This window comes from Psychrobacter sp. PP-21, assembly GCF_033790785.1.
Taxonomy (GTDB): Bacteria; Pseudomonadota; Gammaproteobacteria; order Pseudomonadales; family Moraxellaceae; genus Psychrobacter.
On the sequence record NZ_JAMYEB010000015.1, the window covers coordinates 34990 to 48127 of the forward strand.

The 13138-nt window shown below is 42.2% G+C and carries 12 protein-coding genes and 1 pseudogene; 6 read left to right on the forward strand and 7 right to left on the reverse strand.

What is annotated here, in order from left to right; translation table 11 throughout:
• Positions 1 to 96 precede the first annotated feature (96 nt).
• Complete coding sequence (rplS, locus tag NJD71_RS10980) at positions 97 to 516, forward strand: 50S ribosomal protein L19 (RefSeq protein WP_319052010.1); 420 nt, start codon at positions 97 to 99, stop codon at positions 514 to 516.
• A gap of 223 nt (positions 517 to 739) precedes the next feature.
• Here rplS and NJD71_RS10985 read toward each other — a convergent pair whose 3' ends face one another.
• On the reverse strand, positions 740 to 1300 hold the full coding sequence (locus tag NJD71_RS10985; protein ID WP_319052011.1) for a DUF4442 domain-containing protein: 561 nt from the start codon (positions 1298 to 1300) through the stop codon (positions 740 to 742).
• A 408-nt stretch (positions 1301 to 1708) separates the two neighbouring features.
• On the opposite strand from NJD71_RS10985, the gene NJD71_RS10990 reads away from it, so the two are divergent.
• Complete coding sequence (locus NJD71_RS10990) at positions 1709 to 3244, forward strand: DUF3360 family protein (protein ID WP_319052012.1); 1536 nt, start codon at positions 1709 to 1711, stop codon at positions 3242 to 3244.
• Between the two features lie 279 nt (positions 3245 to 3523).
• Positions 3524 to 5368 carry an excinuclease ABC subunit UvrC gene (gene uvrC, locus NJD71_RS10995; RefSeq protein WP_319052014.1) on the forward strand — a complete coding sequence of 615 codons (1845 nt, stop codon included), beginning with the start codon at positions 3524 to 3526 and terminating at the stop codon, positions 5366 to 5368.
• A 96-nt stretch (positions 5369 to 5464) separates the two neighbouring features.
• Here uvrC and NJD71_RS11000 read toward each other — a convergent pair whose 3' ends face one another.
• The 6 genes and pseudogenes from NJD71_RS11000 to NJD71_RS11025 form a co-directional block, all read right to left on the reverse strand.
• The gene (locus tag NJD71_RS11000; RefSeq protein WP_319052015.1) at positions 5465 to 6052 is read right to left on the reverse strand and encodes a dihydrofolate reductase; all 588 of its coding nucleotides are present in this window, start codon (positions 6050 to 6052) and stop codon (positions 5465 to 5467) included.
• A gap of 80 nt (positions 6053 to 6132) precedes the next feature.
• Positions 6133 to 6417 (reverse strand): annotated as a pseudogene (gene thyA, locus NJD71_RS11005) (thymidylate synthase); the annotation flags it as partial.
• A 218-nt stretch (positions 6418 to 6635) separates the two neighbouring features.
• Positions 6636 to 7766 carry a restriction endonuclease subunit S gene (locus NJD71_RS11010; RefSeq protein WP_319052016.1) on the reverse strand — a complete coding sequence of 377 codons (1131 nt, stop codon included), beginning with the start codon at positions 7764 to 7766 and terminating at the stop codon, positions 6636 to 6638.
• Between the two features lie 341 nt (positions 7767 to 8107).
• Positions 8108 to 8992 (reverse strand): prolipoprotein diacylglyceryl transferase, encoded by an 885-nt coding sequence (gene lgt, locus NJD71_RS11015; protein ID WP_319052017.1) that lies wholly within the window; start codon positions 8990 to 8992, stop codon positions 8108 to 8110.
• Positions 8993 to 9175: 183 nt separating this feature from the next.
• Positions 9176 to 10711: an ATP-binding protein gene (locus NJD71_RS11020; RefSeq protein ID WP_319052018.1), complete on the reverse strand. Its 1536-nt coding sequence runs from the start codon at positions 10709 to 10711 to the stop codon at positions 9176 to 9178.
• Entirely contained in the window at positions 10701 to 11435 is a 735-nt protein-coding gene (locus NJD71_RS11025) for a heavy metal response regulator transcription factor (RefSeq protein WP_025645672.1), read from the reverse strand. The genes NJD71_RS11020 and NJD71_RS11025 overlap by 11 nt, the downstream gene beginning before the upstream one ends.
• 227 nt (positions 11436 to 11662) lie before the next feature.
• On the opposite strand from NJD71_RS11025, the gene NJD71_RS11030 reads away from it, so the two are divergent.
• The 3 genes from NJD71_RS11030 to NJD71_RS11040 all read left to right on the forward strand — a co-directional run bounded on the left by NJD71_RS11030 (position 11663) and on the right by NJD71_RS11040 (position 13057).
• Positions 11663 to 11989, forward strand: a complete 327-nt coding sequence (locus NJD71_RS11030; RefSeq protein WP_201600883.1) for a hypothetical protein — start codon at positions 11663 to 11665, stop codon at positions 11987 to 11989.
• Positions 11990 to 12123: 134 nt separating this feature from the next.
• Positions 12124 to 12402, forward strand: a complete 279-nt coding sequence (locus NJD71_RS11035) for a hypothetical protein (RefSeq protein WP_093068416.1) — start codon at positions 12124 to 12126, stop codon at positions 12400 to 12402.
• Positions 12403 to 12463: 61 nt separating this feature from the next.
• On the forward strand, positions 12464 to 13057 hold the full coding sequence (locus tag NJD71_RS11040) for a c-type cytochrome (RefSeq protein WP_093068419.1): 594 nt from the start codon (positions 12464 to 12466) through the stop codon (positions 13055 to 13057).
• Positions 13058 to 13138: the final 81 nt, after the last annotated feature.

Genomic DNA, 13138 nt, shown 5'->3' on the forward strand with positions numbered 1-13138 from the left:
TTTACGTTGTGTCTCACTATAAAGAGATATAATTAATTATTACAAACAGGTGATATGCGTCAAGCCTCTATTATCTAATGTGAGGAGATAACTCTCATGAGCAACAAGCATCCATTGGTTCAGGTCATCGAAAATGCTCAATTGATCGAGCGCCCAAGCTTTGCACCCGGCGATACCGTCGTGGTACAAGTAAAAGTACGTGAAGGTGAGCGTGAGCGTTTACAGGCTTTTGAAGGCGTTGTAATTGCTAAGCGTAACCGCGGTCTAAACTCGGCGTTTACCGTACGTAAAATCTCGAGCGGCGTTGGTGTTGAGCGTGCATTCCAGTTGCACTCACCAATCATCGATAGCATTGAAGTGAAACGCCGCGGTGCTGTTCGCCGTGCGAAACTGTACTACTTACGTGAGCGTTCTGGTAAATCAGCACGTATCCGCGAAAAACTTGCGCCACGTCCAGCTCAGAAAAAGACTGATGCTGGCGTACCTGATGCCATTGATACTGCACCTGGTATTTAAGCACAAGTTTGCCGTTTTGAGTTGATCGTATTATTTTAGGGTTGACTCAAAATAAGGTAATAGTAGATACAAGCCCTTATTCATAGGTTTATTTATAAATAAGCGGGCCATACCAAAAAAGACGAAACCCCAATCTATGCGTATGCTAGATTGGGGTTTTTGTATGTGTGCCATTATAAATGTAGATTTTATCACCTATCAACCTCACATTAATAGTTGGCAGCTATTCGTTGTCAGGTGTTTCAATACGGCTGACTTGCTCTTTAGATTTACTGTATTTTCGTAGTCGGATATATAGCGTCTTAGTGACGGTAGCGATGAGCTTTTGTTGATCATCGACGATATCGACTTTGTATTCGCGGAATACAGCGTCACCATCTTTTGCTAGATCTTGAATCGTAATGACTTCAGAGCTGGGTATTTTCATGCGTGCAGTGACTTTGCTATTGCCGGGCGCGACAAAGTCAATACTTGAGCTTTTGTCCCACACCACGTAGTTGCTGCCCAGTTGATGCATCAGCATGAGCATGTAGAAGGGGTCAACCATCGAATATAAGCTACCACCAAATTGAGTACCAACGATGTTTTTGTTTAGCGTGGTCAGTCCCATGCTGACCACACATAATCCCTGATCAAGGCTGATATGGTCGATTTTGATACCTGCGCCAATGTATGGAGCATAAGTATTGAGTCGCAGCTTTAAAAGGTGCGGTGTCAGTAATGGCATGATACTTTGTTTTGCTCGACGCTTTAAAGTCTCAAAATTAGCGGGAAATACACTCATAGCTCTATCCTGTTGCTTTTTTCAATTTTTTGATATTACCAGTAGTACTGTTTTTCGGTATTGACTATCAGGTGAAGATCGTCAAAAAATATTTATCATAGTGAAAAATGGCTACGCTCGCTAGCTCTAAAGCGTAACCAAAAAAACAATATATTCATCTGGTATGCACTTATATATTGTCAATATAGCGCATCTACAAAGTTCTATTGGGCTTTGTACCATTACAAATGCAAACTTTCATTTATGTATTATAGTGAGACATACAGTATCTTTACATGAGTTTTGGGTCGCATTTCACCAATGTATAGCATACAATAGTTTGCAGTTTGCGATGGACACATTGATCGATCCAGTACTTGATCAGCGTATTAGCAACCATAAAAGACGTAATCCACACAAGGAAATGTAATGAGTAACCCTCAGACCCCTTCTCCGGGGTCTAATCCGACGCCGAACCTATCCGACCATGACAATAATAATGACAGTAACAGAGAGGGTAGCTATCCAGAATTACACAAGCCAAGCTCAAGCTTTGATAATCGCGATGCTTATCTGAATCATGAACTACAGATCATGCAGCCGAAGCGCTGGCGACCTAATTTGCCGTTTCGAGATTATCGTTTTGAGTATGAAGATACGATCCCAGCGATGGCAGCAACGATTGGCAAAGTGGTTATGGTGGGCGCCATTGCAGCAACGTTTGCAGGACCACTAGGGTTGGGCGATGCTTTTGTTCTAGAAAACGTACGCTATGAGCTATTGATTGTTTCCTTCTTTATTATACTGTTTTCTGGTTTCTTATTACCGACAGCCAACCTGGCTGGTACTCATGGTCCACTCATTCCATTGATTCCTATTGTTGTGGCCGCTGGTGGTCACCCTATGGCATTTGGTTTGCTTATCGGCGCTTTTGGTCTACTCCTTGCTATCAGTAAAGGGGGGAGTTTGCTTGCTAACTTGACCAGTAAAGGCGTCTGCGGTGGTCTACTTATTTACTTAGGGTTTATTGGTACGACATCACAGGTCAAAAATCTCTTTGCATGGTCAGAGAGTATTGGTATGACGCACATTGCTTTCTTTATTATTTTAGCGACTATCTTGCTATATGCCTTACTTGAGCATTGGCAAAAGCGCTGGCTTGCGGTACCGCTTAGCTGCGTACTGGGCGGCGGTCTTGCATTTGCATTGGGCGCGCCTTTTGAGTTTCAGACCGCGCCAGGTCTACCAAACATGAATCCAATGTATTGGTGGGGTGAAAACACAGGGTGGATGTTGGGTCTGCCCACGATTGAAAGCTTTATCGTAGTTCTACCATTTGCCATTCTAGCCGTTGCTATGTGGTCACCAGATTTTTTGGGTCATCAAGTGTTTCAAAAAATCAGCTATCCCAAACGAACTGAAAAAGTACTTATGGACATTGATGATACGATGACCAGTGCGTCGTTTCGTCAAGTAGTGGGTTCGGTGCTGGGCGGTGCCAACTTTGCGTCGTCGTGGGGTACATACATTGTCCCAGCAGCGATTGCCAAACGTCCGATTCCGGCTGGTGCGCTATTGACGGCGCTATTCTGTATTATCGCAGGGGTTTGGGGTTATCCGATGGATTTGGCCATCTGGCAGCCTGTGATGTGTGTGGCACTGATCGTAGGGGTGTTTATACCGTTACTAGAAGCGGGCATGGAGATGACGCGCGAAGGAAAGACCACGCAGTCTGCTGCTATCGTGGTGTTTGCTTCTGCACTAGTCAATCCCGCTTTTGGTTGGTCGCTCACGCTATTACTCGATAATTTGGGTTTGATTGGCTCTAAAGAGCGCAGTGCTGGCTTATCTAAAATGAGCCGCTGGATCATACCAGGTATTATGTTTGTGGTGCTGACAGGGGTAATGGCTATCGTTGGTATGCTGCCTGGCATCCCAGCATTGATGGCAAGCTTCCGCCAATAATAAAAGCAGGGGATAGAATCTTCTTTGTCGCTTCATTGATAGGCATAGACGTATAGATTAACTATACTCGCTATTTTCACCTTTGAATCGTCTAAAAAGTTGTCTCTATCAGTACCATAGTTGAACGGTCAACATACCTTAAAATAAGATAAATCATACGAAGTCAGCATAAAGCTGGCTTTTTTGTGAGTTATCATACACGATCTACTCGCTTGTAAAATGAACATTCCCGCCCCATAACTGGCTATATCAATTAAGGTTTTAAGAGCAAAAAAGTCTATGGTCAACGTCTCAGAAACAAGCCCTGTCGATGATAAAAAAGCCCGTCTCAAACATCTCATCAAACGCCTGCCAAACTTGCCAGGGGTGTATAAAATGCTGGGCAAAAACGGCGATATTTTATATGTGGGTAAAGCCAAATCGTTAAAGAGCCGTGTGAACAGTTACTTTGCCAAAACGATTGATCATCCAAAGACGCGCGCATTGGTGGCTCGGATTCATAATATTGAGACCATTATCACGCGTAGTGAGACCGAGGCACTACTGCTCGAACAAAACCTCATCAAAGAACATCGCCCACCATATAATGTCCTACTGCGTGATGATAAATCATACCTCTATGTGTTTATCTCAGCCGATAAGCCTTATCCACGTTTGGCGTATGGACGCGGCAAAGGCAACCATCAAAAAGGTCGTTTTTTTGGCCCATTCCCATCCGCCCACGCCGCAAAAGAAACGCTGGTATTGATGCAGAAAATGTTTCAAATGCGTCAATGTACCAATACTTTTTTTAAACAGCGTCAGCGCCCTTGTCTTGAGTATCAGATTAAGCGTTGCCGTGCGCCCTGTGTCGGTCTGGTATCGCCAGAGGAATATGCGGAAGATGTGAATAATACCATTCGGTTTTTGAAAGGTGACTCGGGTGATATTCATAGTACGCTAATTGAAAAAATGGAAGGCGCTGCTGAAGCGCTAGATTTTGAAAAGGCTGTGTTTTATCGTGATCAGCTGTCCATGTTACGCGAAGTGCAGGCAAGACAAGCGGTCTATACGGTACAAGGCGAGGCTGATGTGATCGCGATTGCCAGTCAGGCTGGCATGACCTGCGTCAACGTACTAACCGTACGCGGTGGCCGCGTGTTAGGCGGCAAAAACTACTTTCCCGATGTGGATAGTAGTGAGTCGCTAGCAGATAATCTATCGGCTTTTATCACATCATTTTACTTTCAGGTGACCGATGACCTACCAGCCGAGATCATTTTGAGTCATGAGATATCAGATCAGTTGGCAGTGAGCGAAGCATTGGCAACGCATTTTGGCAGTAAAGTAACCATCAAGACCAATGTACGCGAGCACCGCTCAGAATGGCTGGATTTGGCAACGCTCAACACCAGTAATGCGCTAAAAACCAAGTTGGGCGATTATTTAGAGCTACATGCGCGCTTTGGTGCACTAAAGGACGTACTGGCTGATGTGACAGACCGCACCGTTGATCGTATTGAGTGTTTTGATATCTCTCATACGATGGGTGAGGCGACCATTGGTAGCTGTGTGGTGTTTGATCAAGGCGGCGCGCGTAAGCGAGATTACCGTCAGTATGCTATTCATGATATCCAAGGCGGTGATGACTATGCCGCAATGAAGCAAGTGCTGACCAGACGCTACAAAAAGCAGCCATTGCCTGATCTATTGCTGGTTGACGGCGGAAAAGGACAGCTTGGTATCGCAAAAGAAGTGCTAACAGAATTGGGTATCCTAGGTGATACCTTGCTTATCAGTGTGGCAAAGGGCGAGGGACGTAAAGCGGGACTTGAAGTATTGCATTTCATCGATCATGAACCGCTTGATTTGCCGATGGATAGCAAGGCACTACATTTATTGATGCATATTCGTGATGAGGCGCACCGGTTTGCCATTACTGCGCACCGTAAAAAACGCGATAAGCGCCGCTCCTCGTCAGTTCTCGAAGTGATACCAGGGCTTGGTGAAAAGCGCCGCCGCGATTTGCTCAACCACTTCGGCGGTATGCAGCAGTTGCTTGGCGCGTCACAGCAAGAGCTGGCAGGTGTGCAGGGGATTGGACCTGTACTGGCAAAAACAGTCTATAAAGTACTGCACGAGTGATTTTGTACGATTAAAAAGATCATGAATAAAAATGGGGCGGGTTCGGATAAATAAGATTATCTGAAAACGCCCCATTTTTTGATCTATTAAACTCTATTATTCAGCAGATGCTACTTTATAAGTCGTAAATTTAAAGCTTAAATCACTTTTTTCATCATGCATCTGCTCAGACTCTTCTGCTACGTTGAAGCGAGCAGGTAACTCAGGATAGAACGCATCACCATCGGCAATATCAGTATCTACGTGGGTCAGTTCAATACGATCGGTATACATCAGCGCTTCACTGAACACACGCTCACCGCCAATTACCCAGATCGTATCTAGGTGTAGCCCATGAGCCAAACTTGCCGCGTGAGTTAGGGCATCATCCAAATTATGAACCACATGCACGTGGTCATGTCCGACTAGCCCTTGCTGCTCTGCATAGTCCATCTGGGTAGAGATGATAAAGCACACACGTTTTGGTAATGGCTTACTATCCATCGACTCAAACGTCTTACGACCCATAATAACGATGCCCTGCATGTCACTACTAGACGCAGTATTTTGCGGATCGCGTGTGGTCATTTTTTTGAAATGTTGCAGATCCGCCGAGATGTGCCACGGTAGTTTATTGCTTTTACCGATACAACGATTGCTACTTATGGCAGCGATTTGGGCGACTTCAGTGTGGGCATAGCTCATAATGTGTCCTTTATATTATATTTTTAAACATTTACATTTCTAAATTTTGATCTTACGTAGAGCGGGTACTAAGACCAGCTCTATACAGCAACTTTGGCCTTGATAGCAGGGTGCGACTCGTAGTCATTGACGCTAATATCTTCATATTTAAACGCAAATATATCTTTGATATCCGTATTCAAAGACAGTGTTGGCAGCTTATGAAGCGAACGTGTCAGTTGCAGCTCAGCTTGCTCGCGGTGGTTTTGGTAGATATGGCAATCACCGCCTGTCCAGACAAACTCACCAACCTCTAGGTCACATACTTGTGCAATCATATGAGTCAATAACGCATAGCTGGCGATATTGAATGGCACACCCAGGAAATTTACAACCCCTAATTTATGCACAAGTCGTTTTATTTTCTAATGTAGAGCGCTATATTCTGACTGTGCATTTTTAATTCTGCACAATACGAACTGTGTAAACGGTCAGTTGTCCTTAGCAGCAATACTAACATTATTCGATTTGCCGAGTAGAGTGTCTTGATAAGAGATATTATATCTTATCAAGACATATAAAACACTTAGCCCAATACTAAAACTCACCCTAAGGCCTTATCAACTAACGCATCAGTAAGCTGAACTTGCGTTTCTTGAGACTGTTGTAATTTAGCTTTTAGCTGATCGCAAATAGCTATTAATTCATTAACCTTAGCAACGATGCGATGTTGTTCAGCTAATGGAGGAACAGTTATTTCAAAAAGCTCTAAAACTTTTTTACTTAACCCTTCAATAGCCATTCCTACTTGTCTCTCCCAAACAGTTTTCTGAAGAAGAGGTGATTGTATACATAAATGTACAAATGGAATCATGCTTGATTCGATTAACCTAATAATAGTCACATGCTGACTAACATTTGCTTCCGGATAGGTATCAGGGAAGATAACAGGCCTTCCAAGAGATGCACCTGTTATATTGAGAAGAATATCGCTAGGATAAACAATAGTATTACTCATGCGCTGATGCGTCTCTTTAGTAATGTAAGCAATGTCATGTACTTTTAACCCTTCGTTCCATACATTTTGTGAGCGCAAAAAAGGAATACCAGTCGCTGCGTAAGCAGCTTGCCCACCCCTCGGCGTACTACCAGAGCCCAGTTTTTCGACTAATTCACCTAAGCGATAAAAGCTCCAGCCTTCTGGCAATTCAAAAGGCTTCTCATCATCGCTAATTGACGGTAAAGGCTTTACTTTCTTAATTTTCTTTTCTTTGATTAACCTCTCTTTTTCTTTAGCTATCTTTTCTAATAACACTGAAGCAGGTTCATCGTCTGGGTTTTGTGGAACTAACTTACCCATCACCGCTAATTGCAACACAGTTTGCTTTAGAGCTTCGATGCTTTGCTCAGTGGTAAATAGGCTATCAAAATGCTCAGCAATTCTTGCCCAGTTTTGTGCTAGCTCATCAGCATCTGCACTATCTGTCAACGTGGATAATAATACGTCTACAAGCGTAGCGTGAGCGTCGATACTGGCTTCAGTTTGCTGCTCTAGCTGATCACATAGCAGCATGAGCTCATCGACTTTAGCGACGATACGTTGTTGTTCTGCTAAAGGGGGTACTCCTAAGATAAATGGATTTAACTTAGCCAGTGAGATATTAGCAATGTTAGTAGTTTGACTAGCAGTACCAATAATTGACTCTCTACTGGTTGGAGATCGTAAAACCACCATTAGGTAGTCAGATAGTATGTGATAAGGTCTTATTACACTTAGAAACCCACCAAATGAAGTTTTGAGCCTTTCCTAAAAAGTGTGTAACTATCATTTAGATTGTAGAAGTACTTACACGAAATTTAGGAAAGGCTCCAGATAACATCTAAAATAGGTTACATTGACATAAAAAGTTACATATCCAAATTTATTTTTAGCTTTTGAAGTTCCACTATCTGATGAGAAAATTAGGTTTAGGAATAAAAATCCTTGTACTAACATAGGTATTAATTCTGCAAATGGAATGTATCTTGTTAGAACTGCATTTATATTTATTTGTTCATGCACCTCGACACTTATTTCTAATATGCAGACTGCTTACCCCAATCATAAATACCGCGTTTGTAAGCATAAATCAGCATGATTAAGCCGGCGATAATCATCGGCGCGCTTAAGATTTGCCCTTTGGTCATCCAACCTAATAATATGAATCCTTGGTCAGCATCTGGCTGGCGGAAGAATTCAATGATAAAGCGGCTGATGCCATAGCCTAGTAAGAATACAGCGGAGGCGGCCATACGTGGACGTGGTTTTGATGAATACCACCATAAGAATATAAATAGCAGCAGACCTTCGGCAAAGGCTTCATATAGCTGTGATGGATGACGAGGCAATATGTATTGACCATTGACTTCAATCATCAATTCTTGCAATTGTGGATTGCTCTGTAATTGCTCCATATCAAACGCCGCGGCTTGCGGAAAGTAGGTCAGCCAGTTATAGCCACCGTCTGAGACGCGACCCCATAATTCGCCATTGATATAGTTGCCGATACGCCCAAACAGTAAGCCGGTTGGTACACAAGGAACGATAAAATCGAATACTTGAAAGGTAGTCTTTTTATATTTACGGGCAAAGAACCACATACCTAGCATGACGCCGATAAAGCCGCCGTGGAAAGACATACCGCCTTCCCAGACTTTTAATATATAGGCAGGGTTTTGGAGTAATTCACCGAACTGATAAAACAGCACATAGCCAATACGACCGCCTAAGATGACACCAAGCGCGCCATAAAATATTAAGTCAGAGACCATGTCGGTGGTCCAATTGTCGCGTTTGGTACTGCGATACCAAGCCAAACCGTAAGCGGCAGCAAAGGCTAGCAAATACATTAGCCCATACCAGTGCACTTCCAATGGACCCAAGGAAAGCGCTACGGGATCATACTGAGGATGAATCATCATAAAGGCATCATAATTATTGGTAATAGAATGTATGAAATAGGCTTATATAAGAAATTTTTTGTCCAACAATTGAAAAGTACAACTATCGCAAGTCAGAATCTCATCTTATGGATAGAGAGACCTTCCAAGTAAACTCGCCTTCGATCTAATCTGAGCGGTTCATAGACAGTATGAAGGTATTTACTACCTGGCAATCAACAACTTTACAGCAACCTCAAAAAGACACTCATCTTTGATAGTAATACTAACTTTGCCATTATGAGCATTGGCGATAGCTTGCACAATAGATAAGCCTAAGCCTGTTCCTGAATGCATCGTATTCGTTTTATCATGACGATAGAATCGCTCAAACAGTTTATCGGCTTCAATCTGATTTAATGGTTTGTCTAGACGGTTGGTCATAGTTATTCTTAACCAGAGCTGCTCTGGGGATTGAATATCGTCTTTTGGCGCATTAAGCGAGGTGCTTGAAGTGAGGACAGTAGCGGATATCATAATAGTGCTATTACTAGCCGCATAATAAATCGCATTTGACATCAGGTTGGCAAACAGCCGTTGCAATAAGCCTTTATCACCTAGTACTGTTTTAAAATCACCCGATTTTTCAAAGATTATCTCACGATCCTCAGCAATCATCTCATAATAATCTATAAGCTTTGTGATCAAGCTCTCTATATCGACATGACTGATTTGCGAATCACTCAGTCCTTTTTGGGTTTTTGCTAGCAGTAGCATGTTGTTAATCATCGCCGATAATTGCTCTAAGGTGTCATGTTGCTGATGTAATTGTTCGACATATTCCTCTTCCTCTCTAGGCTTATTTAACATGACTTGCGTTTGCGTAATCAGCGTCGCTATTGGCGTGCGTAGCTCATGCGCGATATTGTCTGAAAATCGCGACAACGACTCAAAATTGCTTTCAAGCTTAGCCATCATCGAGTTATAGGATTCTGCTAAAGGTCTTAGCTCTAATGGCATATCACTAACTATTACTCTTTCGCTCAATCTTTCAGGATGAATACCTTTCATCCTTTGCACGATAGTGGATAAAGGGGCAAAACCCCAATACACGCTTAAGGCTGCTATTGAAACCAACAGTAGTGTGATGGCAAATAGGATCAGACTAAGTTGACGGTTAAACTGTAATAAATACTGATGATGCACGTCAATGGGTAAGGCGATAAGGGCAAGCATGTCATCGTCTCCAATAACCATAGCTCGATAACGTCTGTCTTTAATATTTATTACAAACTGTCTGTCATCATGATTTTGCTGTAATGATAATAGGTTAAAGTCGGCACTTAATTCATTAGCAAAGTTTTTGGGAGTACTAGATAGCAATCGCCCCTCTTTATCAGCAATGATAGTTTTTAGATCGTAATCTAGCGCTGATGAATGCAGGTGATCATCATTTTCTGTGGCTATTGTAGGAAGTAGATTTGAAGAAGCTTTCGAGCTTAGCGGTTGTTGAGTGTTTGATGGACTTTGAGGCTTAGGTAGTGTCTGAGAGGCTATTTGGTTATCCGCCTCTGTTACGCGCTTACGTAGATTAAAGGCTGCGTGGGTAATGATTTCAGCATCCATTTGCTCAAAATGGCCTTTAACAGAGTGCTGTACCCAGATATAGATTATCAACTGCGATAAAACGACAAACATCGTCAATAAAAACACAGTTCGCCATAGTAAGGGTAAGCGTCGATTGTCCAATCTATTTATCATATTGGCTATCTTCCGTTTCGCTGGCAGCTTTATTACTAGCTGAAACGTCGACAGCATCTAATCGGTAGCCCATGCCACGCACAGTATGAATTAGCTTGGTATCAAACTCATCGTCTATTTTTATACGCAGACGTCTTATTGCCACATCAATCACATTAGTATCGTTATCAAAGTTCATATCCCATACTTGTGAAGCAATGATTGAGCGTGGTAATACTTCACCGCGGCGCTCTAATAGAAACTGTAATAGGGAGAACTCTTTTGCGGTTAGTTTAATGGGCGTGTCTCCTCTATGTACAGTGCGCTTGGCAATGTCCATTTTGAGATCCGCTATTTGCATGAGCGTACTTTTATAGTCGGCTTGATTGGCGCGTCGTAATAAGCTTTTTATCCTGACTATTAACTCTGCAAAGGCAAAAGGTTTGGTCAGATAATCATCACCGCCAATCTCAATCCCCTTGATTTTGTCATCTAAATCATCTTTTGCGGTTAGAAATAACACTGGCGTATGCTTGCCAGCCGCTCGGTAATTACGTACTAGCTCAAAACCGCTAACATCAGGCAGCATAACATCCATGAGTATCACGCTAAACTCTTCAGTCATCATAGCATGGTAGCCATCTAAACCTGTCAGCTGATGATCAACAATGAAGCCTGCTTCACTTAAGCCTTTTTTTACATATTCGCCGAGTTTTAATTCATCTTCTACTAGTAGTACTTTCATAGTAATCCTTCAATATAATTATGATTTTATAATACCCAAATCAATATAAATGACAAAACGGACTGGTATCTGACAAAGATGTCATGCGCTCGTCATCAAATGGTCAGTCTTCGTTTGTTAATCTATACCTATAGTACATAGCGGCTCATTCTTGATACGAGTAGCTACTATGAATTATTACTACAGGTAATTAGTTTCAATATTTAATAATTTATTAAGGATGTTATATGAAAAGCTATCGTTCATTCAAAAAAGTGGTGCTGCTATCCGCTTCGATGCTTATCGGTATATCAGCAGCTAATGCGCATACTACCAATCTAAGCACTTCAATTATCGATAATTGCGATAACTTAACTACGTTTGCCAGAAATCTAGATCACAATAACGCGCAGATGTCTGATGCTCAAATGAAAAGCTATGTTGATGCACGAGTCGCTTGCGAAGTTCAGCATCAAAATCAACATCTGCAGTCTGAAAAGTATTTTATAAAAAAATATGGTAGCGATCGTGATAGAAATGCTGATGCCATACTAAATGAATACGTGCAGCATTAAAATATAAAAGTAGCAAGATGACAATATTGTCATCTTGCTGTCATCTCTCTGTCAGAATCAATAAGTTATGCTTTAGACTGAATTAATATCCTAAAGCTTTATGTACCCTCAACTAAATCAATTAAGGATTAACCATGTCACTCTTTAAATCAAAGTCTTTACCTAAAGCAATCGTAGCCACTGCCGTCGCTCTAGTCGTTTCAACCTCAGCTCTAGCACATGATCCTAAAATGCATGCTGAAAAAGATCAAATGAACTGTGAAAAAATGCAAAAGCATATGGATATGATGGGAAAAATGGATCATAGCAAGATGGACATGAGCGATCCTGCCATGAAAGCGATGATGGCTAACATGGGTAAAATGAAGCAAATGTACCAAAAACACTGCGTTACTAACGACAGTAAATCTTAAAAATTTTAGCTCTGTTAAATAGCAGTCAACACTTAACGGAAATAAATTGTTAGGAAAACATATGAAATTTTTATTGGGTGCGCTCTTTACCGTATTTGTGGCAATCGTTAGCGTGTTTGCGGTTGTTACTAGTGGCGTTGTCAATGTGGGAGCTGACCAAGAGCATAGCCCAATGATGTTTAGCTTTTTAGAAACTGCTCGCAATCGTTCCATAGAAAATGCCAGTAAAGATATTGTGGTACCAGATTTAGAGAAGGCTGAGCTAATCAGTTCTGGTGGCGCGGACTATAAGGATATGTGTGCAGGCTGTCACTTGTCTCCGGGAGTGGCACAAACTGACTTTAGTGAGGGCTTGTATCCAAAGCCGCCCAACTTTACCAAGGCTGATATTGTCAAACGTTATCAAACAGAAGACGGTGCAAAGCAAGGCTTTTGGGCAATTAAGCACGGTATTATGGCATCTGGAATGCCTGCGTGGGGCGCGTCCCATGATGACGCTAGAATGTGGGCAATGGTAGCCTTCATTAGATCGTTACCTGAATTAGATGAAAGCCAATACACGATGCTAACCACTAGGATAGATGGCGATATGATGGACATGTCATTTGACGGTGATATGAATATGTCGGATGATGGATCTGGAATGCAGCATTAATTCTTCCATATTCCTTTATAAAAGCGCAGTGCTAAATAGTGCTGCCTTTTGGGATTTAAACTTTGCCTATACTACACTTAG